We start from the raw sequence: 25684 nt of genomic DNA, 5'->3' as shown, positions 1-25684 counted from the left end.
AGAAAACCGTCCTCGAGGAGTGACGGCAATGGAATGGTTCGTAGCCGAAGACTATTCCCTCGGGCGGCTGCTCGTCACCGAGGGGCTCGCGGCGATCTACCTTGTCGCCTTCCTGGGCGCGGTGCATCAGTTCAGGCCGCTTGTCGGTAGTGACGGAATGATGCCGATTCCGCGGTTCCTGAGGGCAGTCCCTTTCGCGCGTGCACCTAGTGTCTTCCAATTCCATTACTCGGATCGGTTCTTCGCGGCAGTTGCCTGGACCGGCGCCGGGTTGGCACTCGCGACTCTGCTGGGCGCGACGCAGTTCATCCCGCTTGCCGCCTGCATGCTGGTGTGGTTGGTGCTGTGGATCCTCTACCTGTCGATCGTCAACGTCTCGCAGATCTGGTACAGCTTCGGCTGGGAGTCGCTCCTCCTCGAAGCCGGGTTTCTGGCGATTTTCCTCGGTAACTCCTCCGTCGGTCCGCCGATTCTGGTGTTGATCGCGGTGCGGTGGTTATTGTTCCGGCTCGAGTTCGGCGCCGGACTGATCAAGATGCGCGGTGACAAATGCTGGCGTGATCTCACCTGCCTCTACTATCACCACGAAACCCAGCCGATGCCCGGACCGCTCAGCTGGTACTTCCACCGATTGCCGAAAAGATTCCACCGGCTGGAGGTGTTGGGGAATCACTTTGCGCAACTAGTGATGCCGTTCGGGCTGTTTGCGCCGCAACCGGTGGCCGCGATTGCCGCGGCCGTCATGATCGTCACCCAACTGTGGCTGGTGGCGAGCGGTAACTTCTCCTGGCTGAACTGGATCACGATCGTGCTGGCCCTGTCGGTCATCCCGGACAGTGTGTTCGAGATGCTTGTTCCGGTATCGCTCCCGGAGGGAAGTTCGTCGGCGCCGTTGTATTTCGTCGTCCTGGTGGTCGCCGTGACAGCGTTGGTCGTGGTGCTGAGTTACTGGCCGATCCGCAACATGATCTCGCACGGTCAGCGGATGAATGCGTCGTTCAACTCGTGGCATCTGGTGAACACCTACGGCGCCTTCGGCAGCGTCACCAAGGTTCGGTACGAAGTGATTGTGGAGGGGACGTCCGACTCGGCGATCACTGCGCAGTCCGAATGGAAGGAGTACGAGTTCAAGGGAAAACCGGGCGATGTGAATCGCCGGCCACGGCAGTTCGCGCCGTACCATCTGCGGCTCGATTGGTTGTTCTGGTTCATTCCGATCTCACCGGGCTACGCCGATCCATGGTTTCCCGACTTCGTGGAGCGGCTGCTGAGGAACGACCGCGACACGCTGAAACTGCTGCGGCACAATCCTTTCCCTGACTCTCCTCCGCAACATGTGCGTGCACGTCTGTACCGCTACCGGTTCACTACCTGGAAGGAGCGCCGCGAGACGGGGGCGTGGTGGAAGCGTGAACCGGTATAACTCAGTGCAATCTGAGCTCAGTGCAATCTGTCGGCCAGGAACTCGAGGGCCTGGCGCAGACGTTGTGGTGTACCCGGGCTCAGAGAAGACCAGGCGACGCCGTGCGCGGACACGCTGGACGTGCCGACGATTCGCCCCTTGTGCGTGTCGAATACGGTGACGGGACCACCGACGGGGTCGTACTGCCCGTCGCCGTACACGATTCCCACTATTTCGGCGTAGGTGTTGCAGGTTGCCATCGCGGTGCCCAACGCGGTGGCATCGGACGGCGCGACACCGAGTGCGGTGAGGCCGGCCGCGAGAGCTTTACCGTCACCCCCCGCGTCGAACACCTCACCGAGTTGGGCAGTGGGTGCGTTGACCACGCCGAAGTCCATCGGCTCCGCGGTCCCGAGGGCAGCGATGACCGGCGCGAAGATGTCGACGCCGGCGTCCTGCACCACGTAGGTGTCGCCGGCGCGCATGGTGAGCACCGACATGATGTCGCCCCGGGACACACACAACCGCGAGATGCTTCCGTCGACGTACCAGCGCAGAGCAATTTCCCACCGCGGGCGGGCAAGAACCTGCAGTCCCGCAGCAAGCTCGGCGCGAACCTCACCGCCCGGGAGGAGATCCCGGGCGGTGAGGCCGGCGACGGCGTCGCGAAACGCTGTGTCCCTGGCTGCGTACGAGTCGTACCGCGGGCCGGCGTCGAGCACCACCGGCAGGACGTCGAGCGCGAGCCGGTCGACGAGGACATCCATCTCGTCGAGGCTCAGGGTCACCGCCGGCAGGGTCGGACCCGCCTGGGTGCCCAGGTCTATCAACGTCCGCTCTCCGGGTGGTCGGGGTTGGCGCCGATCACCGAAGGAATGACCGTACGTCCGTCGGCGAAGTGCTCGAAGTTCTTCAGATAATCGGGGGTGTCCCGTTCTTCGTCGTCTTGCGAACCGGCCGTACCCGCGCCGCGCCCGCTCATGATGGGTCCGCTACCCGTTGCTCCACGTGCCGCCGTAGCGGGATTCATGTCGGCCCGGACGTCTCCGATCACTGCGCCCGGTGTGGCCGCGGGCGCTCCGGGCCGAGCACCCTGGCCCAGGGCATCCGTCTTTCCCCAGCCGTCGGGAAGCGTCGCACCGCCGGCTCCCGTCCCGGCACCGAGCGCACCGGCCGACGTCCGTGCTGCCGCCGTCGACGTGGAAGCTGCGCCGCCACCGCTGTACGAGCCACCCGACAGCATCGGCGCACCAGCCATCATCGGGGTGGCCGCCGAGCTGGTGGCTGCGGACAGCGCCGCCCCACCGATGTTGCTCGCCGCCGACGTGGCGGTGGACACGGTGGTACCGGCGATACTGCCGACCTGCGATGCGGCGGTGGTGACCGCGGGATTCTGACCGGCCGCCATCAGCGCGGCGGCAGCGGCCCGTGTCGGGTCGAAGTTGCCGTCCTGCGGGACGTCCTCGAAGGTTCCGACCTCTTTGGAATCGGCCTTGGTGACGATGCGCGGGGGCTGCTTGTACGTGCGTTTGAGCGCGAGGATGTTGGATGCGGCCTCGTACCCCTCCATCACGAGCCCTGCCCGGATGTCCATCGCCCGGTCGGCCGCCTCGGCGACTGCCGCGGAACCGTTGAGGGCACCGCCCGTCGAGTAAGCGGTGGCCTTCGCGGTCTTGACCGCCACGATCTCGGGAATGCTGGGCATGATGAGGGCGGCCGTCGTGTATGCGCCCGCCTCGAGTCCGGCCTTGACGGCGGTGTCTGCCGCCAGTTCGGCGCACTCGGCCGTCCATACCGTGAACGGCGTGATCTTGGCGAGTGCGGCCACGGCCGATACACCCTGCCAGCCGGCGGCCAGCTCGGCCATCACCCGAACGAGCGTGAGGTTGGCGTCGACGAAGCTGGTGGACAGCGCAGTCCACGCAGCGCTCGCCACGCTGAGCGGCACCGGGCCTGCGCCCGCGATGAGCGTGGTCGAGTTGACGGTGGCCCCGCGGGGCAACCAGATGACACCTGTCAGTCCCATGGTCATGTGCGATTCTCCTACTGGTCTCGAGGCGTTCCGGTCACATGCCCGCAGCGAGCGACGCGCCCAGGGCAAGGTCCTCGGCGGCGTACAGAGCGGCTTGGGTGCGGAGCGTGTTCGCGGTCTCCCGCATCTCGAGAATTCCTTGGGCGACAGCAGGAGTGAACGTTCCTGCGACCGTGTTGAAGTAACCGGCGGCATGGAGGGAAACTTCTTCGCTCCCCGACGGGAGTACCCGGATTGCTGCGGAGTTCAGTGCGACCGAAGCCTCGAGGCGCGCGGCGAGCGCGTCGAGTTCCACGGCGGCGGCGACAAGAGCTTCGGGTGCGACGTGCAGAGCTGGCATTGCGTCGAACTCCTTCTGACCTAGGCGGGTGCGGAAGGCAGCTGCCCCCCGGCAAGCGAACTGCATGGTGCAGCGTCCCTACTTCCTTGGACGCCGCCACGCGCTCTTCGGTTCCCCCCGATCCCGAGAAAAAAATTCTCGGGAAAACCGTTCATCCCCAGCCGAGCTCGTGCAAGCGATCTTCTTCTATCCCGAAGTAGTGTGCAACCTCGTGGATCACGGTAACGGCCACTTCGTGAACGACTTCCTCCTCTGAACTGCACATTTCGAGGAGGGCGTCGCGGTAGATGGTAATCGTATCGGGTAGCGAACCGCCGTAATGACTGTCCCGTTCGGTCAGCGCTATTCCGTGGTACAGCCCGAGGAGATGCGGATCGTCTTCGTTGCGGTCGTCGACGAGGACGACGACGTTGTCGATTGCGGTCGCGAGTTGAGGCGGAATCAGATCGAGAGCGTCTCCCACCAATTCCTCGAATCGGTCGGGTGTCATCAGAACCGGCACGTCAGGGCCCGGGAACCGGAGCGGCGCCGGGAAGCGGCGTCGGCATCGACCGGCCCTCCGGAGTAGGCGGCGGCGGTACCGGCGCCGCGCCGTTGATCAGGATGTCGCCCTTGGCGGACCCGGTGATGGTCGAGAAGCCGCCGGTGTCGGTCTCCTTGCCCACCGAACAGTTGATGCGCCTGCTGCCCGCCAGCCAGCTGTCGAGTTCCAGGTTGTCCCAGAACAGGGTGAGGGTCTTGTTCCGCAACGCGTCCGCCGAGCCGAGAAACTCGTTGGACGCCTGGGTGCACACGCCCTCGAGGTACTTGTCCTGGTCTTCGACCGACGGCATCGAACCCGGGAACTGGGTGCCGAGATCGACCACGGAGATCACCTCGTACGCGTGAGGCTGCACGCAGTCGACGGGATCGGTGGGGACATTCTGATTGATGCCGATGCAGGTGCCGGGATCCCAGACATTGGATTGGTCCTGCTCGGCCACGCGCCCACTGAATGGAAGCAAAGTGCCTGCGGTGCCGGAGAATTGGAGACCGCACCGCAGGGTGCGCTCCCCGGCGGTCCAGCCTGCCTCGCTGGGGAACATGAGACCGACGCTGAACTTCCCGTAAGGGTCGAAACGCGCACCCAGGTAGGTCTCGACGGCGGGCACGCAATGCTCGTCCCGCAGTTCGGCGAACCGCAGGGCGCCCGGGTAACGCGACCCCGGCCCGAACTCTGCGCCCGGGTAGACACTGAGATCCAGTGGGGCCGCCACCTCGAAACGGTGCTCCTCGGCGCAGTCGACCTTCGCGACGTCCTTGCGATCCTCCTTCGGATCGTTCGACGGTGTCCAGTCGAGGCAGTCGCCGGCGACCGCCGATGCGAAAGCCTCCCCTTCCACCGATGCGGTGGCCTGTGGCCCGGGATCGCCCGAGTGGGTGGGCAGATTCTCGCTGCGGTCGAACCCACCTGAGATCGCGAAGGTCGCGATCGCCGCGACCACGGCGCCGATCGCGACAGCAGCGAGCGCGCGACGCGTCGTGGTCGCGGACATGGTGCGGGGTGCCTTGGTCGGTTGCCCGGCGTTCCCGGGCTGCGGTTCGGCACCGTTCGGCTGATCTGAGGACATCGTTTTCCATCATGCCCGTTCCGGTGCGAGAAGCAGAACAACTCCTTCGATCAGGTTCGCAGCGGGGTAGCTTCGAGTGCCATGAACGACCATTCGCAGCCCTCCGCCGAACCTGTGGATCCGGAACTCCAGGAACTCGCGGGCCGGGTGTTCGATGCCGCACGCGCGGGCGACGCAGTGGCGTTGGCCACGTACATCGACGCCGGGGTCCCGGTGAACCTCACCAACCAGAACGGCGACACCCTCGTCATGCTGGCCGCCTACCACGGCCATGCCGAGGCGGTCCAGGCTCTGATCGACCGCGGTGCCGACGTCAACCGACTCAACGACAAGGGTCAGTCACCGCTGGCAGGGGCGTTGTTCAAGGGTGAGGACGGGGTGGTGCGCACCCTCGTCGCGGGCGGTGCCGACTCCACAGCCGGGCACCCCACCGCGGTGGACGCCGCGCGGATGTTCGGCCGAGAAGATCTCCTGAGCCTGCTGGAACCGAAACCCGAATGAGCGCTCCGGAGGCGCCCGGTAGGGTTTGACACCGTGATTGACCTGAAGTTCCTCCGCGAGAACCCCGACGCCGTCCGCGAGTCGCAGCGCACCCGCGGTGAAGATCCTGCGCTGGTCGACGCGCTGCTCGAAGCCGATGCGTCCCGTCGCGCCGCGGTACTCGCCGGTGACACTCTGCGCGCCGAGCAGAAGGCCTTCGGTAAGAAGGTGGGCCAGGCGTCCCCCGAGGAACGGCCCGCGCTGCTCGAGGGATCCAAGGAACTCGCAGCCAAGGTCAAGCAGGCCGAGGCGGAGCAGCACGAGGCGCAGGCCGCGCTCGACGCCGCGCACCGGGCGATCTCCAATATCGTCCAGGACGGCGCCCCGGCCGGTGGCGAGGACGACTTCGTCACCCTGGACACGGTCGGCGATGTCCCCACGTTCGACTTCGAGCCCAAGGACCACCTCGAGCTGGGCGAGTCGCTGGGACTGATCGACATGGAACGCGGCGCGAAGGTGTCCGGCGCCCGGTTCTATTTCCTCACCGGGTTCGGCGCCATGTTGCAACTCGGAATGTTGCAGCTCGCCGCGCAGAAGGCAATGGCCAACGGGTTCCAGATGATGATTCCCCCCGTGCTGGTGCGCCCCGAGATCATGGCGGGCACCGGATTCCTCGGCGCCCACTCGGACGAGATCTACCACCTTGCCGACGACGACCTCTACCTCGTCGGAACCTCCGAGGTCCCGCTCGCCGGGTACCACTCGGGCGAGATCCTCGATCTTTCCGCAGGCCCGAAGCGGTACGCGGGCTGGTCGACCTGCTTCCGCCGGGAAGCAGGCAGCTACGGCAAGGACACCCGCGGAATCATCCGGGTCCACCAGTTCGACAAGGTGGAGATGTTCACCTACTGCAAGCCCGAGGATGCCGACGCCGAGCATCAGCGTCTGCTGTCCTGGGAGCGCGACATGCTGGCCGCAATCGACGTCCCCTACCGGGTGATCGACGTCGCCGGGGGCGATCTGGGTTCCTCGGCTGCCCGCAAGTTCGATTGCGAGGCGTGGGTGCCCACCCAGCAGGCGTACCGCGAGCTCACGTCCACCTCGAACTGCACGACGTTCCAGGCGCGGCGCCTCGGTGTGCGGTACCGCGACGAGAACGGGAAGCCGCAGACTGCTGCCACCCTGAACGGCACGTTGGCCACCACGCGATGGATCGTGGCGATCCTCGAGAACCACCAGCAGTCCGATGGGACCGTACGAGTGCCGGAGGCGCTGGTGCCCTTCGTCGGTACGGACGTATTGAAGCCGTAAAAGAATACTGTCCGTTATGCAAGGCTACCCTTGCATCTCCGCCCGAATGATGTAACCCTTACCTAATCAGATAGTTCGCGTAAGGGAGCTCCGCATGTTCGTGTGCATCTGCAAGGCCGTCACCGAAACCGAGGTGCACGAGCATGTGCACGACGGTGCCGACTCTGCAGATGCCATCGGTGAGCGATGTGGAGCCGGATGGGGGTGTGGAACCTGCGTCAACCGCCTCGAAGAAATTCTCTGTGCGTACGCGGAGCGTAATCGCACAGCTGCCTGACAACTGACACCACGATCCGCTGCGGAGAGTGGTCGAGCCTGATACGGTCGCATTAGTCCCGGCGACCGGAGGTTGTCATGCGCGGTAACGACGAGGTAATCGCTCTTCTCAACGAACAGTTGACGAGTGAGCTGACGGCAATCAACCAGTATTTCCTGCACTCGAAGATGCAGGCCAACTGGGGTTTCACCAAACTGGCGGCCAAGACGCGTGCCGAATCCATCGAAGAGATGATTCACGCCGAGATCTTGACCGACCGCATCCTCTTTCTCGAGGCGCTACCGAACTATCAGAAGCTGCTCCCGCTGCGCATCGGACAGGACCTGCGAGAGCAGTTCCACTCCGACCTCGCGGTCGAGCTCGAGGTGGTCGAACGCCTGCGTCCCGGAATTCAGATGTGCCGGGAGAAGGGTGACGCGACGTCGGCGAAGCTGCTCGAAGGCATCCTCGCGGAAGAAGAGGAGCACATCGACTATCTGGAGACACAGATCGAGTTGATGGACAAGATGGGCGACCAGCTGTACATGGCCCAGCTCGTCGATCAGCCACCGACGGCCGGGTAGTCGATCGACGAAAACCGCGCGACTCGTTGGGTGCTCTTGTAAAAATGGGCGCGTGAGATACCCCGCCGCTCAGCCTTGACCCAGCTCCCAGCGATCGCTCACCGTCCGCGTGGTCGGTTACACCGCCACGCGTGACCTCATTCCGCTTTTCGGTCTCTACGACCTGCTGTTCGCCGACCACGGTCTCAGCGTCGGTCAGATTTCGTCGCTACTCGTCATCTGGTCCGTCGTATCGTTCGTCGCCGAAGTGCCCTCGGGTGCCTGGGCTGACACCGTGTCCCGGCGTGGACTGCTCGTCTTCGCCTCCGCCCTGTACACCGCGGGATTCACCGTGTGGGTGGTGGCGCCGTCGTATGCAGGCTTCGCAGCCGGATTCGTGCTGTGGGGCATCAGTGGTGCCATCCAGTCCGGAACGTTCGAGGCGTTGCTGTACGACGAACTTGCCTCGCAGGGGAAGTCGGAGAGCTTCGCCCGGCTCCTCGGCTACGCCAACTCCGGCGCCATGGCGAGCAACCTCGTCGCCACGCTGACCGCCGCGCCGCTCTTCGTTCTGGGCGGTTACACACTCGTCGGATGGGCCAGTGTCGCTGCGACTGTGTTGCACGGAGGCTTCGCACTACTGCTTCCCGCTGCGCCGAGGGCAGCCGACGCGGACGAAACACGGGAAGTGGCCGGCGGGCGCGGACTGCTGTCCCGCTACGCCGGGATGCTCCGGGCGGGGGTCGGGGAGGTGTCGCACGACACGGTGCTCCGCCGAGGCGTCGTGCTGTCGTCGGTACTCGTCGGATTTCTCGCCTTCGACGAGTACTTCGGCCTGCTCGCCCGCGACGGTGGCACCGCGACGGCGGCTGTGCCGTTGCTGGTGGCCATCACCGTCGCCGGCCAAGTGGTGGGTACCGCGGTGGCCGGCCGGACAGCGTCGATGCGAGCGGTGACGATGAGCCGTGTCGTCGCAGCGGGTGCCGTACTGCTCTGTGCCGGAGCGCTTCTGGGTGGTGTCGCCGGGTTCGCAGCAATCGGCGTGGGCTACGGCATCCTCGGCAATGCCATGATCGTGTCGGAAGCTCGTGTGCAGGACGCGATCACCGGTCCGGCGCGGGCCACCGTCACCTCGGTGTCGGGGCTGTTCGGCGAGATCACCGCACTACTGATCTACGTGGGTTTCGCTGTCGGTTCGACGTGGTTCTCGGTCACCACACTCGTTGCAGCACTGGCTGTCCCGGTGCTGCTGTCGGCGGTCCTGGTGCGCCGGTGGCTCCCACCGGTTCGGCCGGACACACCCACCGCCGGGTGAATGTACCTTTGGACGCCTCAGATGCGCCGAAAGGTACATTCGCCCGCGCAATCAGAGCTTGCTGGACCGCAGCTCGTGGCCCTTCGACGTCTTGCAGCGACCCGACTCGAGGTCCCACTGCCAGCCGTGCAGGTTGCAGGTGAGATTAGTGCCGTCGACGACGCCGAACTTGGACAGGTCGGCCTTGAGGTGGGGGCAGCGACGCTGAATCTCGTAGCCGCCGAGCTCGATCGACGCCGAGTCGTCGTGGGCTTCTGCGAACCAGCCGTCGGCGTAGGCGATGCGCTCGTCGGTGAGGCACTTGAAGAAGGTGTACAGGAACTCGTTGTATCCGCCGACCCGCCACGCCTCGAAGCGGGTGGACAGGAAGATGGTGTTCACCCAGTCGGGTTCGTCGTCCCGGAGCACGGTGCGGACCAGTTCGGGCGCGATACGGAAGCCGTACCGGTACTTGCCGTCCTTCTCCCCGCGCGGACGGACGATGCGCTGCGGGAAGTCGAGGACGACGGTCTCGTCACCCATCACCAGACCGACCGGGTAGCCGATACCGTCGCAGATCAGATCGGACTGCTTCATGATCGGCTCGAACTTGACCTTGAGCGCCTCGAACAACGGTTCGCCCTCGGCCGGAGCCCACCCCGCCTTCTCGGCGGCCAGGACCGGAGCCATCCGCTGCGCCATGTCCTCGATGTACGCGGCCTTGTCGGCGAAGATCTTGTCGACCTCGGCGTCGGGAATGGGGTGCGTCAGGGTGAGCGCACTGCCCTTCACATCCGCGGTGGACCCCGGGATCATCAATATCCCGCCGTCGTTGCCGTGAATTTTCATCTGCTCGAGGAACGTGATCTGGTCGGGGAAGATGTTTCCCTCGTCGCCGCGGTCGTCGTTGAGGTAACGCAGCTCGTCGTCCAGGAACACCGGCGGACCTGCCGAAGGCACCACCCAGGTGGCATCGACCTGCTCGATGTAACTGCGACACCGATCCATGCCGCGCTGACGCTTCTGCTTGCCGAAGTTGGCCTTCGTCTTGGTGGGAATGTCGTAGACCATCGGGTACCAGATGGCGCCCGAGTACTGCAGCAAATGGATGTCGATCTTGCCGAACTGGTCGTGCAGGACGTCCATGTCGACGGGCCGGGCGTCGTTCATGTTGAAGCACGTCGTCTCGCCGTCGGACACCACGAGACCGGAGTCGCCGATCGGTCCGTCGGCGGGCGCCCGCAAGGCGATGATCATGATGTCCAGGTCGCCTGGCGCGAGCGGGGACTGCGGAGCGACCTCGATTCCTGCCCCGTTGATCCTGTGCTTGACCGAATCCTCGGTCTCGAAGAATTTATGGAATCCGAGTGCCTCGAGTTCCCGTTTGAGGTCCGGCACCGGATAGTCGGGGAGCAGAACGATGGCGTCCTTGTTGACGTGCTTGCTCAGGTTCTCCGGATCGAAGTGGTCCTTGTGCAGGTGCGATACGTACAGGTAGTCGCAGTTGCCGAGGGCGTCCCAGTCGAGCTGGGTGTTGTCCGGGAACGGGAACCACGCCCCGAAGTACGCGGGGTTCACCCAGGGGTCGCACAGGATCGATCCTGCCTCTGTTTGGATGTGAAATCCGGCGTGGCCGACGCTGGTGACCTGCACTGGTATGCCTCCTGAAGAGCTGAGCGACTGTTCCAGGGTAGGCGGCTGCGCCACCTGTGCGTCTTTCCGGTAGCCCCAACTACCGAAAAGGCGCACGCGCGGCGGAGCCGCCTATGTCACTTCGCCCAGGCAGTAGCCGTCCTGGCCGATCGACAAGGTGACCTGCTTGGTCTTCGTCACACCGGTGACATCGGTGACCGGGACCGTGACGTTCACGTAGTCGCCGCGGAGCGGTGTGGTGGTCATGTCGTCTGCCGCGAACGCGGTGGTGTCGGCCAGAACGTCGGGGTCCTGCTTCAGCGGTGGCTGTCCACCGTTCCCCGACCCGGAGGGGTCCCACGGACTGAACCCGGGGCAGATCAAGGGATAGGCGGTCTCGGTGTCGGCCGGGCTCACCGGTCGTCCCGCCTCCCGCGACAGGAACCTCGCCACCGCGTGTTCGGCGTCCGCCGGGGTGTAGACGTCGGCTGTCCCGGCGGGATGGACGTGCGGGCAGGCGTAACCCGACGCGATCTCGCTCCGCTTGACCGACACGGTGGTGCCCCCACCTGCCCAGGACACGGAGAACTGCCCGTCGACACCGGGTTGCGCGAGGGCCCGCAGCACTGCGCCGGTGTCCGCGTACTGTTCGGCCATCTGAGCCGGCGGCAGCGTCCAGCAGGTCGAGGTCAGCCCCTCGGGATCCGTGACGAGGTCGAGAGCCCAGGCGCGGACGGCGTCGGCTGCTTCGGGGTTGCCGGGGACCTCACCGACGACCACCTGCGGGGCCGGCCGGGCTGAGATGGGAGGCACGGTGCCGGGACCGTCGGCGGTGGAGGTGGGGTCAGCCGCGACTCCTGCCGCCGCGACTTCTCCCGCCGCAATGTCTGCCTCCGCGGCGTCCACGGGGATGCCGGACTGGGAATCGCAGGCCGCCGCTGAGGCGAGGATTCCGACCACGAGGGCGAATGTGTGTGCGGGCGCGAACGCCCCCCTGCCCGTGCGGCCCATTTCCTTCACACGCCCTCCTGCCGACTCCCCGCCGAGCGTCCGTCCCCGACTGCGGGCCAGATCGCCGATACCCGGCTACGCTAGCCGATTGTGGAACCCGTCTATCGAACCGTCATCGGCATTGCCCGCACCGTATTCGCCTTCGAGGGGCTGAAGTTCACGGTCAAGGGCGATCAGCACATTCCCGCGACGGGTGGGGCGGTGATCGCGATCAATCACACCGGCTACATGGACTTCACCTATGCGGGGCTCCCTGCGCGCAGAGTGAAGCGGTACGTCCGCTTCATGGCGAAGAAGGAAGTGTTCGACAACAAGATTTCGGGCCCGATCATGCGGGCCCTCAAACACATTCCCGTCGACCGCGGGGCTGGTTCGGATTCGTATCGGGCTGCCGTCGACCGGCTTCGCCGCGGGGAGCTGGTCGGCGTCTATCCCGAGGCCACGATCAGTCGCAGCTTCGAGATCAAGGAATTCAAGTCGGGCGCCGCACGGATGGCGATCGAGGCCGACGTGCCCATCATCCCGATGGTGATCTGGGGTGCGCAGCGCGTGTGGACCAAGGGGTTCCCGAAGCGCCTCGGGCGAACCAACACCCCCATCTCGATTGCTGTCGGTGAGCCCATCGCGCCGTTCGAGCCAGCCGCCGAATTGACGAAGAAACTCCACACCACCATGCAGGAAATGCTCGCCGACCTGCAGAAGGATTACGACCATCCCGCGGGCGCCTACTGGGTGCCCGCGCGACTCGGCGGCAGCGCGCCGACCTTGGAAGAGGCCGACAAGTTGGACGCCGTCGACGCCGAGAAGAGGGCGCAGGCTCGACAGGCCAGGGAGTCCGGGAGCTAGATCGGGTGGAACCTGTCTTGTCGATACGGCGGCCAGGGCGCTGTCCCGTTTCCAGGGACTGAGGATTTCTCGCACCGGACTCGACAACATCCCGGCGACGGACCACCGAGACGGACCGTTGCGAGACCGAGCTGTGACACCACCGGTAGCCCGCGCCCGGCGGCCGCTCGGCACGGGGAAGAACAGTGCAGGCAGAATGACCGGGTGAGCCCAGACCGACCGACCCTTGTAGCGTCCGATGTCGACGGCACCCTGATCGGGCCCGACGAACGGGTCAGTGCCCGCACCCGTGACGCCGTGCAGTCGGTGGTGGCGTCGGGAACCCCCTTCGTTCTCGCCACCGGCCGCCCGCCGCGGTGGATCCATCCCGTGGTGGAGGGCCTGGGTTATGCGCCCCTCGCCGTCTGCGCCAACGGCGCCGTCATCTACGACGCCGACAGTGACCGAGTGCTCAGCGCCGCGACGCTCGACGTGGACACCCTCACCTGGTTGTCGGAGATCGCTCTGGAGATGTTGCCGGGCGCGGGGCTGGCGGCGGAGCGTGTGGGCGTCAGCGCTCACGACGCAGCCACACCCCAGTTCGTGAGCTCTCCGGGCTATCAGCATGCGTGGCTCAATCCGGACAACACCGAGATGTCCGAGGACGAGGTTCTTGCAGCGCCCGCAGTCAAGCTGCTGATCAGAGTGCCCGGAATGTCGAGCCAGGCGATGGTCGACGTCTTGCGGCCCCACCTCGGCGCCCGCGCGGACCTCACATTTTCGACGGACAACGGTCTGATCGAGCTGTCGGCGTCGGGGATCAGCAAGGCGTCCGGCCTCGCGATCGTGATGGAGGAGCTCGGGGTCACGGCGTCGGGGATCGTTGCATTCGGTGACATGCCCAACGACATTCCGATGCTGAACCTCGCGGGTCGAGGAGTGGCCGTGGAGAATGCGCATCCGGACGCCAAGGCGGCTGCCGACGAGGTCACCGCCACCAACTCGGACGACGGAGTGGCAAAAGTACTCGAGCGCTGGTGGTCGTAGACCACCAGCGCCCGAGAGGGTGATGCAGTTCCGTCAGCCCACCGGAGCTGGTGCCGGAGCCGGAGCGGCCGGCGCAGGCTCGACCGGTGCAGGTGCAGGTGCAGGTGCAGGTGCCGGTGCAGCCGGTGCAGGTGCCGGCGGCAGCTGTGCCGGATCGGCGGGCGGTGCGGCGGGCGCTGCGGCGTCGACCCGGGCGCCGTCGCGGTACGCCTCCGCGTAGGCGTCGTTGTAGGTCTTCAACACCTTGGTGACGATGCCGGTGAGCTCGTTGAAGATGAGCGAGCCGTTCTCGAAATCGGTGCGCAGCCCACCCGGGATCGGGTATTCGTCCGAGGTCGGCAATCCCAGCTCGCCGTTGTCGGCGCCCAGGTTCTGCCAGGTCTTGAAGATCTGTCCGAGAACCGACCACACACCCCCGTTGGGGGAGGTGTAAATGGCTCCGTTGGTGAACTTCGCACCCTGGTTGCCGGCCTTCGCCTGCAGCAGTCCGGTGACGGCCTGCCCGAGGGGGCCGGTGTCACCGCCTTCGGCCACCCACTTCTGTGCGACGGGGGAGGGGTCCGTCAGCCGGAGAATTTCAGTGACCAGCGCCGGAATGCCTGCGCCGAGGCTCGAGCTCACATCCGTTCCCGGCGCGGACGCAGGCGGGGTCTCGCCCGGGGGAGGTCCCGAGGCGAGTGATGCGCTGTCGCCGCCGCCACCGGTATTCGCGGCCGCGATCTGACGGATCTCGTCCATGTGCGAGTACCCGGCATCACCGGGGCAGGAGGTGTTGCCGACGTCGCGGTGCGCGAAGATCACCGGCAGGTCGACGGCCTCACCCTGTGCGTACGGCGTGAACTCGGTGCCTTCCGAGTACATCGTGGTCTGGCCGAGCGGATCGAGTCCCGCCTTGGCGAGCTTCCATCCGAGGAACTTGCCGACGGAGTCGATCGTCGCCTGCGGCGGATCCTCGGACGAGAAGTCACCCATCATCGCGATGCCCATGGTGTTCTCGTTGAACCCGCCTGCGTGCGCTCCTTGAACCGGACGGTCCAGGCCGCCGGCGCGACCTTCGAAGATTTGCCCGTACTTGTCGACCAGCACGTTGTAGCCGACGTCGCACCAGCCCAGCGTCTGCGCGTGATACGCGTAGATCGCCCGGACGATTTCGGCCGACTCGGCCTTGGAGTAGTCGTTGGCGCCGGCGGTGTGGTGCACCGTCGCCCCTCCGATGAAGTCGTCGTACGTCGGTTCGTCGCAACGGATCGACTCGTCGGCGCCCCACTGGGAGCGGGTGATCACCTTGGGTCCGGATCCGCCGATCGGTGCCGCGATGTCACTCAGGGCTCCGTCGCCCGGTCCGCTTCCCGGCTCGATGAGCACGGCGGTGACGTCGTCTGCACCGGTCTGGGCCGGCTGTTGACGCAGCGGCCGGTCGACGGAAGCGGGTGTGTACCCCAGCGGCGCAGCACCCGCGGGCGCCGCTGCCGCCGGAGGTGCAGGTGCCGCCGGAGGTGCAGGCTGCGGCGCGACCGGAGCGGGTACCGACTCGGCGGCGGATGCCGGCGCAGACGTGGGCGTCAGGATCTGGATGGCCTTCGTCAACCCGACGTACACCGGTTCGGTGGCCACCGTGCCGTTCGACGCCGTGCTGTCGGTGCGCCGCGTGTCGATCATGTCGGGGGAGAACCAGTCGCCCCAGGTTCCGTCGGCTCGCAGGGCGCGGACCTTCGACTCGGCGGACGCCACGGTCTCGGAGGTGAGCGCCACCATGCTGAACGGGGTGTCCCGGGTGATTTCCTTGACGATGGCTCCCGGCTGTTGGTCGGCAGGCGGCAGGATCGCCGGGTCGGAGACGTCACCGGGAGCGGGAAGCTTCAGGGGGATCTGCAGGTTGGGGATCTGAATTCCGGCCGGCAGGGGCAGATTGCTCGGAATCTGGATGTACGGCGGGATCTTCACGTTGCGCAGATCGCCGATGTTGACGTCGGGCAGGTTCAGCCCCGTGAGTTCCTTCAGCGGAATCACGATGTCGGGAATCTGGGAGAGCACTACCTGGGCGATCTCCGTGGATACCGCGGAGGCAGAGGTCTCGTTGGTGGAGCGGACGTCGGAGGGGGCGCTGCTGATGCCGTAGACCGCAACGGGACTTGCGACAGCCAGAGCAGCGACAGCCCCGAGGACGATCGAGGGCTTCGGTCGGCGGTGCGGCAAGGGGACTCTCCTCAGTTGTAGTTTCCTGCGAGCAGGCCTCGCTCATCTGCAACTTGTGATGCCGATGTGACCTATGTGACTGATGTTGCCAACTCGAATCACTCTTGCCACACTAGTCACACAGGTCCATAACGCTCAACCTTACATTGAGACTTTACCCGAATTCTTCGGACCCGCCGGAGCAAGGCACTCACCGCGCTTCGGAGCTCGTTGTTTCAGCGCTGAGGAGTGCATTGATGTCCAAGACCGAATTCGGGATCCGCGCAGGGAGAACTGCCTGGACACGGAAAAGACGGTACATCGCGGGACGTCCCGCTCGGCGCGGATGGACGTCGTCGGTGGCGCGCGTGTCGACGCTCGGTATCGCTCCTCTCCTCGTGGTGGGCGCTGCGGGCATGGCGGTCCATCTCCGCTCGGCCGAGCCGGAGGTCCGGGAGTCGGTCGCCTCGGACACTTCGTTCACGCTCTCCGGGCACGGCAACGGGCACGGTCGCGGGATGGGCCAGTGGGGCGCCTACGGATACGCCAAAGACCAGGGATGGGCAGCCGAGCGCATCCTCGCCCACTACTACGGCGGAACCACCCTCGGCACGCTCGCGGACGCGCAGATCAGCGTGCGACTACAGGGCCGCGACGATCAGACACTCGACGTGTATTCCGCCGTCGGTGCGGTCGTGGCGGGCAAGCCCGTCGGGCCGGGTGAAGCCGTGCACCTCACGCCGACGGCGGGCGGTGGCGCCAACGTCGTCGTGACCCGGGGCTGCGCCGGGGAGGTGCTGTGGCAGGACGTCACGGACCACCCGTGGGTGGACCCGGTCGATCTCGGGCCCGACCGTCCGTCGAACGAGCACCTCACCTTCTGTGCCGGCGACACGCCGTACCGCGGTGCGCTCGGTGTCGCGCTGGACGGCGCAGCCGTGCGCACGGTCAACGTTCTCGGCATGGAGGACTACCTACTCGGGGTCGTGCCCGTCGAGGCGAAGGCCGAGTGGGCCGATACCGGCGGTGCGGAAGCCCTTCGGGCACAGGCGGTTGCCGCACGCTCGTACGCTGCCGCCGAGAGTCGTGAAGCCTACGCGCGGACCTGCGACACCCAGAGTTGTCAGGTCTATGGCGGCTCCGAGGTGGAGGATCCCCGCACCACGGATGCCGTGCGTTCGACTCAGGGCATGATCCTCGTCAAGGACAACAAGGCCGTTGCCGCCGAATTTTCCTCGTCGACAGGCGGATTCACGGCCGGTGGCGAGTTTCCGGCTGTCGAGGACCAGGGCGACACCGCGTCGCCGCACCACGATTGGACGGTCACACTGACGGCCGGCGATATCGCGACCGCGTTCGGTGTGGGCGAACTCCACACCTTCGAAGTGGTGACACGCAACAACTTCGGCGTCGACGGGGGCCGGGTCACCGGTGTGAAGGTAGTCGGTTCCGCCGGTACCACGGAGGTGACGGGGGCGCAGGCGCGGGCCAAGCTGAAACTGAAGTCCGACTGGTTCACGGTCGGCGAGGGCGTCGGGATACCGGGAGTGCCGCCGGCGCCGGGCGAACCCGACCCGAGTCTCGCCGACGACGACACCGTCGGCACCACCCCGGGATCGCCGATCGCCGAGAAGTACAAGGAACTGGGCGGAGTGAACAGCACGCTCGGTGCACCGGTCGGCCCGGAGATGATGCTGCCGTCCGAGGCGGGCAAGTTCCGGATGTACCAGAACGGAACCATCATCTGGACGGAGAAGTTGGGTGCGCAGGTGATCGACGCGAGTGTGCTCCGGGACTGGATCCCGACCGGCGGCAGCTAGCGGTCGTCCCCGAGCACCGCGAGCATTCCGTCGACGGATTCGGCCCAGCCGAAATCCTCGGCCCGACGCCTGGCGGACGCCCGCCGAGTATTCGCGGGAATCTCGAGGACGCTGCTGACCGCCTCCGCGAAGGCCGAGCCGCGGTTGCTCGCCAGGGCACCGCACCCCGGTGTGATGATCTCGGCCAACGCCGAGGACTGTGACGCAACTACCGGGGTGCCCGCTGCCAGCGACTCCAGCGCCGACAGGCAGAACGTTTCGTGCGGGCCGGGCGCCAGCGACACGTCGGCCGAGGCGAACAGGGCGGCGAGCCGCGACTTGTCGCTGATGAACCCGGTGAAGTGGACCGGGAGTCCGCGTGCCCGGGACTTCAGTGCTTCGCGCCGGGGTCCGTCACCGGCGATGACGAGGCGGGTGTCGTGCCCTTCGCGCCGAAGTAGGCGGACCGCCTCGATGCTCCGCTCCACCTGCTTCTCCACCGACAGGCGGCCGCAGTGCAGGAGGAAGCGCTGCGCGGGCCCGGCGTAGGAGTCGCGCATGCCCTGATCGTGTTTGCCGGGATGGAACATCGCCAGATCCACCCCCAGCGGCACCCGGTGCAGGTTGGGTGCCCCGATCCGGAGGAACTCCTCGCTTGCGAAGTCCGTCGTGCAGACGACGGCGTCGTAGTTGCGCGCCATGCGGCGGTTCGCGGCATCGGCCCACCCGGTTGCGAGACGACGCGGTGCAAACTGGCCGAGAAGTCGGTCGAGACGCTCGTGTGAGACCACGACACTGCGAATGCCGCGGTCGCGGGCCCAGCCGCCGAAACCACGCAACGTCAGCCGATCGGACACCTCGAGGACGTCGGGTCGCAGTCCTCGCACGACGTCGGCCACGCGCCGCGGATTGACGATGCGATAGCCCCCCGTCGCTGGGATCACCGGTGCCGCCCGCGTGATCCGCAGGACCCCACCCGGCAGAACCTCCTCATTGTCCCGCTGACCTGGGACGACAAGAACCACTTCGTGGCCGCGCTCGGCGTAGCCACGCCCCCAGTTGTGCAGGGCAGTGCGGAGCCCGCCCGACCGCGGTCCGTAGAAGTTGGCCAACTGGACGATGCGCACCCGATCATTGAGCTGGATCGGCGCGACGGCGGGAACAACGAGGTTCGCAGAAGCGGTGAATACCGGGAGAACTCCTCGTGCATGGCGAGGGTGTCCGTGCACCCCGTGGCCGCGCACGGGGGGCCGAGTCGCTTACCCTGGTTCACCGTGACCGCTGCAAACCCAGAGACCACTGCCCCCGCGAAGGCCGAGACGGAGCGCGACAGCGCGGCCGGATACGACCTCATCGTCGTCGGCTCCGGATTCTTCGGACTGACCATCGCCGAGCGTGCAGCAACACAGCTGGGCAAGCGTGTGCTGGTGCTCGACCGCCGCCACCACCTGGGCGGAAACGCCTACTCGGAGGCCGAGCCGGAGACCGGCATCGAGATCCACAAGTACGGCGCGCACCTGTTCCACACCTCGAACAAGCGCGTGTGGGACTACGTCACCCAGTTCACCGAATTCACCAACTACCAGCACCGGGTGTTCGCACTGCACAAGGGGCAGGCGTACCAGTTCCCGATGGGCCTCGGCCTGGTGTCGCAGTTCTTCGGCCGCTTCTTCACCCCGGAGGAGGCGCGGAAGCTGATCGCCGAGCAGTCCAGCGAGATCGACCCGGCGGAAGCGTCCAACCTCGAGGAAAAGGCGATCTCCCTGATCGGACGCCCGCTGTACGAGGCCTTCGTCCGGGACTACACCGCCAAGCAATGGCAGACGGACCCCAAGAACCTGCCTGCGGGTAACATCACTCGACTGCCCGTGCGGTACACGTTCGACAATCGCTACTTCAACGACACGTACGAGGGCCTGCCCGTCGACGGTTACACGGCATGGCTCGAGAACATGGCGAAGGACCCGAAAATCGAGGTCCGGTTGGAAACGGATTACTTCGACGTCCGTGACGAGCTGCGTGCCGCGAACCCGGACGCTCCCGTCGTCTACACGGGCCCCCTCGACCGGTACTTCGACTACTCGGAGGGTGAGCTGGGCTGGCGCACGCTCGACTTCGAGACCGAGGTCCTCGAGACCGGCGACTTCCAGGGAACACCGGTGATGAACTACAACGACGCCGACGTGCCCTTCACGCGCATCCACGAGTTCCGCCACTTCCACCCGGAGCGGGATTACCCGAAGGACAAGACGGTGATCATGCGCGAGTACTCGCGCTTCGCCGAGAGCGCGGACGAGCCGTACTACCCGATCAACACCCGCGAGGACCGCGAGAAACTCGCCGCCTACCGGGACCGGGCCAAGGCGGAGATGGCCGAGAAGAAGGTGTTGTTCGGCGGACGCCTCGGCACCTACCAGTACCTGGACATGCACATGGCGATCGCGAGCGCGCTGTCGATGTTCGACAACTCCCTTCGACCGCATTTCGAATCCGGTGCGGAACTCGTGGGGGACTCCGAATGAGCGCCCGCCACCTGCTCGAGGCTGAGAAGGGGACCGAGGACCCGTCGTTGCTGGGCAAGTCGTTGCTGCAGCGCATCCTCGTGCCCCGGCCGGGGGAGCCCCTCGACGTGCGCACCCTCTACGTGGAGGAAGCGAAGACCAACAGTCGTCGCGCCCACCCGCTGTCGCGGACGTCGCTGTCGGTCGGTGCGGAGTCCGAAGCCTCGTTCTGCACCTATTTCAACGCTTTCCCGGCGAGCTATTGGCGTCGCTGGACCATCCTGAAGTCGGTGGTGCTGCGGCTGGATCTGTCCGGCCACGGCCGCGTCGACGTGTACCGCTCGAAGGCCGACTCGTCCCGCATCCACGTCGAGGGACGCGAGTTCCTCGACGGCGACGCCGCGATGGAGTTCGAGATCGAGCTGGCGCCTTTCGAGGACGGCGGCTGGATCTGGTTCGACATCACCTCCGACACCGAGGTCGTGCTCGAGAGCGCCGGCTGGTTCGCTCCGATCGATGCGCCGGGCGAGGCCACCGTGGCCGTGGGCATCCCCACGTTCAACCGGCCCACCGACTGTGTGAAGGCGTTGGAAGCGCTCGCGTCCGACGAGCTGGTGCTCGATGTGGTCAAGGCCGTCATCGTCCCGGATCAGGGCACGCGCAAGGTCGTGGACGAGCCCGGGTACGAAGAGGCCGCAGCCGCTCTCGGTGATCGCCTCGTCATTCACGACCAGGCCAATCTGGGTGGCTCGGGCGGCTACAGCCGCATCATGTACGAGGCCCTGAAGACCACCGACTGCCAGCACATCCTCTTCATGGACGACGACATCGAGATCGAGCCCGACTCGATTCTGCGTGCGCTCGCGATGTCCCGGTTCGCCAAGTCCCCCATGCTGGTGGGTGGCCAGATGCTCAACCTCCAGGAGCGCAGCCACCTGCACACGATGGGCGAAGTGGTCGATCGCAGCATTTTCATGTGGACCGCCGCGCCCAACGTGGAATACGACCACGACTTCTCCAAGTACCCGCTCAGCGACCGCGAGAACTCGAAGAAGCTGCACCGCCGCATCGACGTCGACTTCAACGGCTGGTGGATGTGCATGATCCCCCGCCAGGCGGCCGAGGAACTCGGTCAGCCGCTCCCGCTCTTCATCAAGTGGGACGACGCCGAGTACGGGCTGCGCGCCCGCGCGGCCGGTTACCCCACCATCACCATGCCCGGCGCCGCCATCTGGCACATGGCGTGGAGTGACAAGGACGACGCCATCGACTGGCAGGCGTACTTCCACCTGCGGAACCGGCTCGTCGTCGCCGCCCTGCACATGCCGGGCAGCGTCCGCGGCCTCGTGGTCAACAGCGTGAAGGCCACCATCAAGCACTTGCTGTGCCTCGAATACTCGACCGTGGCGATTCAGAACCAGGCCATCGCCGACTTCCTCCAGGGACCCGAGCACATCTTCGAGTTGCTGCCCACCGCGTTGGGCAACGTCCACGCGATGCGTAAGGAATTCCCGGACGCCGTTGTCTTGCCGTCGTCGACCAGCCTGCCGCTGCCCTCCGGGGCCGAGGTCGGCGCCGTCGGTCTGCCCACCAACCCGCTGGCGAAGATCGTGCGCCTCGGCAAGGGCCTGGTTCACAACGTCAAGCCCGCGCACACGGAACACCACGAGCGGCCGCAGCTCAATGTCCCGACGCTGGACGCACGCTGGTTCCTCCTCTCGCAGGTGGACGGCGTCACGGTCACCACCGCCGACGGCAGGGGAGTCGTCTACCGCAAGCGCAACCCCAAGCAGGCCCTCGCGCTGCTGAAGGAAGCCCTGCGGCTGCGCCGTGAACTGGCTCAGCGGTTCCCCGATCTCAAACGTGAGTACCAGGACGCTGTTCCTGCCCTGACCAGCAAGGAGAGGTGGGAACGTGTCTTCGGCATCTCGTGAGGTGAAGATTCTGCGGTCCGTGCAGTCGACGATCGCGGGCAAGCCGGGAGTCGTCGCCACCGCCCGTGGGATGTCTCACTTCGGTGAGCACGCCTTCGGCTGGGTGGCCGTCGCCGGGATCGGTGCCGCGCTCGACAAGCCCCGCCGGCGTCAGTGGGCGGGAGTTGCCGTCGGCGCGGTGGGTGCCCACGCAGCGTCGATCGCGATCAAGCGCGTGGTCCGCCGGCCTCGGCCGATCGACCCGTCCATCCAGGTCAACGTGTCGACACCGAGCAAACTGAGCTTCCCGTCCTCGCACGCCACATCCACGACGGCGGCTGCTGTGCTGCTCGGCCGACTCACCGGGCTACCCTTGCCTGCGTTGTTGGTACCGCCGATGCTGCTCTCCCGGCTCGTTCTGGGAGTGCATTACCCGACCGATGTGCTCGCCGGATCTGCCCTGGGGGCCGCGTCTGCGGCTGCGGTACTCAAGGCCGAGCAGAAGTTTGGAGAAAAATGAGCGAGGAACCGGCCGTCGTCACGGGACCCCCGACATCCCTGGCCACAGGCATCGTCCGGGCAGTTCGCCCCCGCCAGTGGGTGAAGAACGTCCTGGTGCTGGCAGCTCCCATCGCGGCAGGAACGGCCACGGAGCCCGACGTCCTGCTGCCGGTCGCGCTCGCATTCGTGGTGTTCTGCATGGCAGCATCCGGCATCTACCTCGTCAACGACGCAATGGATGTCGAAGCGGACCGCGCACACCCCACCAAGCGATTCCGTCCCATCGCTGCCGGCGTACTCCCGGTCAACCTGGCATTCGCCATGGCGGTCGTCCTCCTGGTCGGTGCCATCGCCCTGTCGTTCCTGGCCAACTGGCAGCTTGCCGTCGTGATGGCCGTGTACATCGGTATCCAGCTGGCGTACTGCTTCGGGCTCAAACACCAGGCCGTCCTGGACATCTGCATCGTCTCGTCCGGCTTCCTGCTGCGCGCCATCGCCGGTGGTGTGGCCGCGGAGATCGCGTTGTCGCAGTGGTTCCTGCTGGTCATGGCGTTCGGATCGTTGTTCATGGCCGCCGGTAAGCGGTATGCGGAACTGCAGCTTGCAGAGAACACCGGGGCGAAGATCCGCAAGTCGCTCGAGAATTACACCACTACCTACCTGCGCTTCGTCTGGACCCTCAGCGCCACGGCCGTGGTGCTCTGCTACGGACTGTGGGCCTTCCAGCAGGACGACCTGAAGAACACGAATTGGTACGCCATCTCCATGGTGCCGTTCACCGTCGCGATCCTCCGCTACGCGGTTGACGTGGACGGTGGCGAGGCAGGAGAGCCCGAGGAGATCGCTCTGGGCGACCGCGTGCTCCAACTCCTCGCCATCGCCTGGATCGGAGTGGTGGGTGTCGCTGTCTACCTCGTCTGACGTGGTAGGAGGCACCGAACACTCGGATGCCGCCGCGGAGCAGACCGAACGCCACCGGAAGGCCATCCTCTCGAGGGTGGTCTTCCTCGGGGGTGTGGCCATCTCGGCTCTCCTGATGTTCTGGGGAGCCTGGGAGCGTCGGTGGATCGCCGACGACGGTTTGATCGTCCTGCGCACTGTGCGCAACCTGCTCGCGGGCAACGGTCCCGTCTTCAACGCAGGCGAGCGCGTCGAGGCGAACACCAGTACCGCCTGGACCTACATCGTCTACGCTTTCGGCTGGCTCACCCAGAGCCGGCTCGAGTACGTGGTTCTCACGATTGCCCTGGTTCTGTCCACGGCTGCCATCGTGCTCGCCATGCTGGGCACGGCCCGGCTCTACCGCGGTGGATCGTTCGGCTCGGGCGGGACGCTGTTCCTCCTGCCTGCCGGTGTGCTGGTCTACATCGCGGTTCCGCCTGCGCGCGACTTCGCCACGTCCGGCCTCGAAAGTTGCCTGGTCATCTTCTGGATCGCGCTGCTGTGGCTGCTGCTGATCCGCTGGAGCCAGACTGCTGCACCCTCCACCGGATCTGTGCTGATCCTCGCGTTCATCGCTGGAATGGGCCCGCTGGTGCGACCCGAGCTGGCTATTCTGGGCGCCCTGTCGCTGGCCATGATCTTCCTCGCACCCGGACTGACCTGGATGGCGCGCACCGTCATGGTGTTCGTGGCCGGCATCGTGCCGGTCGGGTACCAGATCTGGCGGATGGGCTACTACGCGCTCCCGTATCCCAACACCGCGGTGTCGAAGGACGCCGGTGGCGCCAAGTGGTCGCAGGGGTTCGCGTATCTGTGGAATCTTGTCGGCCCGTACCTTCTGTGGCTCCCGTTGCTGTTCCTTCTCGTCGGCGTCGTGTTCTCCTGGCGGGGTCGCGGCAAGTCTCTCGGCAATGGTGTTGCTCACACTCGCGGGAGCCGTGTCCGACGCCTACGCGCCCGGCTCCGGACGCAGAATGCGGTGGTTGCATTCATTCTCGGCAGTGGATTCATTCTGGGTCTCTATTCGCTGCGTGTCGGCGGCGACTTCATGCACGGGCGCGTTCTCCTTCCCGTGCTGTTCTGTTTCCTCGTCCCCGTCGCCGTTATTCCGGTGCGAATTCCCGAAAAGGTGTCGTGGGGGAGAAATCGCGAAACCTCACTGTTCTTCGCGATGGCATTCCTGTGGGTGGGCACTGTGGTGTGGGCATTCTTCGCGTCCAATACCACCGGAATGCCGGAAGGCGCCGTCGTCGGGCGATCCGGAATTGTCGACGAGCGCGCGTTCTACGTGCTCAATACCGGTCACGCCCATCCCATTCGCGCTGACGATTATCTGGACTATCCCCGGATGCGGGCCATGGCGGAAACCATTGCGGACACCCCGGACGGTGGCCTTCTCATCCCGTCGCCCGACTACACGTACTGGTTCGTCGTTCCTCCGCCCCTTCCGATCCCAGAGGGCGGTGCAGGCCACACGGTCTATTTCCTCAACCTCGGCATGACGAGCATGAACGTCGGGCTAGATGTGAAGGTTCTCGACCAGATGGGCCTCGCCTATCCGCTCGCGGCCCACACCGAGCGTCTGGACGACGGCCGCATCGGACACGACAAGAACCTCTATCCCGACTGGGTGGTGGTCGACACGGGAATGATCGACAAGCACCCTTGGATGCCCGGATTCCTCGACGAGGAATGGGTGACGGAAGCGCGCGTGGCGCTGTCCTGCCCAGAGACGCAGGAACTGTTGACCTCATATAGGTCCGAACTGACCTGGCCGCGTTTCAAGCAGAATTTCAAGGATGCGTTGGATTTCGCGAGTTACCGTTTCGATCGGGTGCCTGCATACGAAATTCAGCGGTGCAATCTGGAGCCACCTTTTCCGGAACCGGTGAAATAGGCCGAATCGGGCAGGCGCGGTCGCTGGTGGCTGACCTGCAGATCTCGATGCCAGAACGTCACATCTCGTTTGTGTAACGCGGGGCCCTTCGGTCACGATGTAAGTCGATGATGAGTCATCGGTGACGGTGGTCTGGAAAGTGCCCGGCAAATG

The 25684-nt window shown here is 65.9% G+C and carries 23 protein-coding genes; 14 read left to right on the top strand and 9 right to left on the bottom strand.

The window, feature by feature from the left end:
* Nucleotides 1–28 precede the first annotated feature (28 nt).
* Entirely contained in the window at nucleotides 29–1423 is a 1395-nt protein-coding gene (locus JQT59_RS04120) for a lipase maturation factor family protein (RefSeq protein ID WP_213574756.1), read from the top strand.
* A 17-nt stretch (nucleotides 1424–1440) separates the two neighbouring features.
* Here the strand turns inward: JQT59_RS04120 and JQT59_RS04115 are convergent, their stop codons facing one another.
* The 5 genes from JQT59_RS04115 to JQT59_RS04095 all read right to left on the bottom strand — a co-directional run bounded on the left by JQT59_RS04115 (nucleotide 1441) and on the right by JQT59_RS04095 (nucleotide 5384).
* On the bottom strand, nucleotides 1441–2232 hold the full coding sequence (locus JQT59_RS04115) for an ESX secretion-associated protein EspG (protein WP_213574754.1): 792 nt from the start codon (nucleotides 2230–2232) through the stop codon (nucleotides 1441–1443).
* Nucleotides 2229–3434, bottom strand: a complete 1206-nt coding sequence (locus JQT59_RS04110; RefSeq protein ID WP_213574752.1) for a PPE domain-containing protein — start codon at nucleotides 3432–3434, stop codon at nucleotides 2229–2231. The genes JQT59_RS04115 and JQT59_RS04110 overlap by 4 nt, the downstream gene beginning before the upstream one ends.
* A 34-nt stretch (nucleotides 3435–3468) precedes the next feature.
* Complete coding sequence (locus JQT59_RS04105; protein ID WP_159918788.1) at nucleotides 3469–3774, bottom strand: PE family protein; 306 nt, start codon at nucleotides 3772–3774, stop codon at nucleotides 3469–3471.
* A gap of 151 nt (nucleotides 3775–3925) precedes the next feature.
* The gene (locus tag JQT59_RS04100; RefSeq protein WP_109326000.1) at nucleotides 3926–4276 is read right to left on the bottom strand and encodes a metallopeptidase family protein; all 351 of its coding nucleotides are present in this window, start codon (nucleotides 4274–4276) and stop codon (nucleotides 3926–3928) included.
* 1 nt (nucleotide 4277) lies between these two features.
* Nucleotides 4278–5384: a septum formation family protein gene (locus tag JQT59_RS04095; protein WP_213574749.1), complete on the bottom strand. Its 1107-nt coding sequence runs from the start codon at nucleotides 5382–5384 to the stop codon at nucleotides 4278–4280.
* A gap of 81 nt (nucleotides 5385–5465) precedes the next feature.
* Here JQT59_RS04095 and JQT59_RS04090 point away from each other — a divergent pair, with 81 nt between their 5' ends.
* The 5 genes from JQT59_RS04090 to JQT59_RS04070 all read left to right on the top strand — a co-directional run bounded on the left by JQT59_RS04090 (nucleotide 5466) and on the right by JQT59_RS04070 (nucleotide 9309).
* Nucleotides 5466–5885 carry an ankyrin repeat domain-containing protein gene (locus JQT59_RS04090; RefSeq protein WP_213574748.1) on the top strand — a complete coding sequence of 140 codons (420 nt, stop codon included), beginning with the start codon at nucleotides 5466–5468 and terminating at the stop codon, nucleotides 5883–5885.
* A gap of 33 nt (nucleotides 5886–5918) precedes the next feature.
* Nucleotides 5919–7175 (top strand): serine--tRNA ligase, encoded by a 1257-nt coding sequence (gene serS, locus JQT59_RS04085; protein ID WP_159918791.1) that lies wholly within the window; start codon nucleotides 5919–5921, stop codon nucleotides 7173–7175.
* A gap of 94 nt (nucleotides 7176–7269) precedes the next feature.
* Entirely contained in the window at nucleotides 7270–7452 is a 183-nt protein-coding gene (locus JQT59_RS04080; RefSeq protein WP_208962940.1) for a (2Fe-2S)-binding protein, read from the top strand.
* Between the two features lie 77 nt (nucleotides 7453–7529).
* Nucleotides 7530–8015: a bacterioferritin gene (gene bfr / locus JQT59_RS04075; RefSeq protein WP_109326014.1), complete on the top strand. Its 486-nt coding sequence runs from the start codon at nucleotides 7530–7532 to the stop codon at nucleotides 8013–8015.
* A 109-nt stretch (nucleotides 8016–8124) separates the two neighbouring features.
* A complete protein-coding gene (locus JQT59_RS04070; RefSeq protein ID WP_213574746.1) occupies nucleotides 8125–9309 on the top strand; it encodes an MFS transporter in 1185 nt (394 codons plus the stop codon).
* Between the two features lie 51 nt (nucleotides 9310–9360).
* On the opposite strand, the gene JQT59_RS04065 is transcribed toward JQT59_RS04070, so the two are convergent.
* Both JQT59_RS04065 and JQT59_RS04060 read right to left on the bottom strand, forming a co-directional pair.
* Nucleotides 9361–10941, bottom strand: coding sequence for a Rieske 2Fe-2S domain-containing protein (locus JQT59_RS04065; RefSeq protein ID WP_213574744.1), 1581 nt, complete (start codon nucleotides 10939–10941; stop codon nucleotides 9361–9363).
* A gap of 111 nt (nucleotides 10942–11052) precedes the next feature.
* Nucleotides 11053–11931: a hypothetical protein gene (locus tag JQT59_RS04060; protein WP_213577416.1), complete on the bottom strand. Its 879-nt coding sequence runs from the start codon at nucleotides 11929–11931 to the stop codon at nucleotides 11053–11055.
* Between the two features lie 90 nt (nucleotides 11932–12021).
* Between JQT59_RS04060 and JQT59_RS04055 the strand changes: the two genes are divergently transcribed.
* Nucleotides 12022–12777, top strand: coding sequence for a lysophospholipid acyltransferase family protein (locus tag JQT59_RS04055; protein ID WP_213574742.1), 756 nt, complete (start codon nucleotides 12022–12024; stop codon nucleotides 12775–12777).
* A 204-nt stretch (nucleotides 12778–12981) separates the two neighbouring features.
* Nucleotides 12982–13803 (top strand): HAD family hydrolase, encoded by an 822-nt coding sequence (locus JQT59_RS04050; RefSeq protein WP_159918796.1) that lies wholly within the window; start codon nucleotides 12982–12984, stop codon nucleotides 13801–13803.
* Between the two features lie 33 nt (nucleotides 13804–13836).
* Here JQT59_RS04050 and JQT59_RS04045 read toward each other — a convergent pair whose 3' ends face one another.
* Nucleotides 13837–15999, bottom strand: coding sequence for an N-acetylmuramoyl-L-alanine amidase (locus JQT59_RS04045; protein ID WP_213574740.1), 2163 nt, complete (start codon nucleotides 15997–15999; stop codon nucleotides 13837–13839).
* A gap of 236 nt (nucleotides 16000–16235) precedes the next feature.
* On the opposite strand from JQT59_RS04045, the gene JQT59_RS04040 reads away from it, so the two are divergent.
* Nucleotides 16236–17798, top strand: coding sequence for a SpoIID/LytB domain-containing protein (locus JQT59_RS04040; protein WP_213574738.1), 1563 nt, complete (start codon nucleotides 16236–16238; stop codon nucleotides 17796–17798).
* Here JQT59_RS04040 and JQT59_RS04035 read toward each other — a convergent pair.
* Nucleotides 17795–18904 carry a glycosyltransferase gene (locus JQT59_RS04035; protein WP_213574736.1) on the bottom strand — a complete coding sequence of 370 codons (1110 nt, stop codon included), beginning with the start codon at nucleotides 18902–18904 and terminating at the stop codon, nucleotides 17795–17797. The genes JQT59_RS04040 and JQT59_RS04035 overlap by 4 nt on opposite strands.
* A 147-nt stretch (nucleotides 18905–19051) precedes the next feature.
* Here JQT59_RS04035 and glf point away from each other — a divergent pair, with 147 nt between their 5' ends.
* Genes glf through JQT59_RS04010 form a run of 5 tightly spaced genes read left to right on the top strand, consistent with a single transcriptional unit; the run spans nucleotide 19052 to nucleotide 25531 of the window.
* Nucleotides 19052–20299, top strand: a complete 1248-nt coding sequence (gene glf / locus JQT59_RS04030; RefSeq protein WP_374432658.1) for a UDP-galactopyranose mutase — start codon at nucleotides 19052–19054, stop codon at nucleotides 20297–20299.
* Nucleotides 20296–22212, top strand: coding sequence for a glycosyltransferase (locus JQT59_RS04025; protein ID WP_249354102.1), 1917 nt, complete (start codon nucleotides 20296–20298; stop codon nucleotides 22210–22212). The genes glf and JQT59_RS04025 overlap by 4 nt, the downstream gene beginning before the upstream one ends.
* Nucleotides 22193–22711 (top strand): phosphatase PAP2 family protein, encoded by a 519-nt coding sequence (locus JQT59_RS04020; RefSeq protein WP_208962933.1) that lies wholly within the window; start codon nucleotides 22193–22195, stop codon nucleotides 22709–22711. The genes JQT59_RS04025 and JQT59_RS04020 overlap by 20 nt, the downstream gene beginning before the upstream one ends.
* A complete protein-coding gene (locus JQT59_RS04015; RefSeq protein ID WP_213574734.1) occupies nucleotides 22708–23613 on the top strand; it encodes a decaprenyl-phosphate phosphoribosyltransferase in 906 nt (301 codons plus the stop codon). Before JQT59_RS04020 ends, JQT59_RS04015 begins: the two co-directional genes overlap by 4 nt.
* A gap of 1 nt (nucleotide 23614) precedes the next feature.
* Nucleotides 23615–25531 (top strand): arabinofuranosyltransferase AftB family protein, encoded by a 1917-nt coding sequence (locus JQT59_RS04010; protein WP_213574732.1) that lies wholly within the window; start codon nucleotides 23615–23617, stop codon nucleotides 25529–25531.
* Nucleotides 25532–25684 lie beyond the last annotated feature (153 nt).

This window comes from Rhodococcus sp. USK13, assembly GCF_018343855.1.
GTDB lineage: Bacteria > Actinomycetota > Actinomycetes > Mycobacteriales > Mycobacteriaceae > Rhodococcus_F > Rhodococcus_F oxybenzonivorans.
Note: the sequence above shows the minus strand (reverse complement) of the source record. Positions and strands in the feature narration are given on the sequence as shown.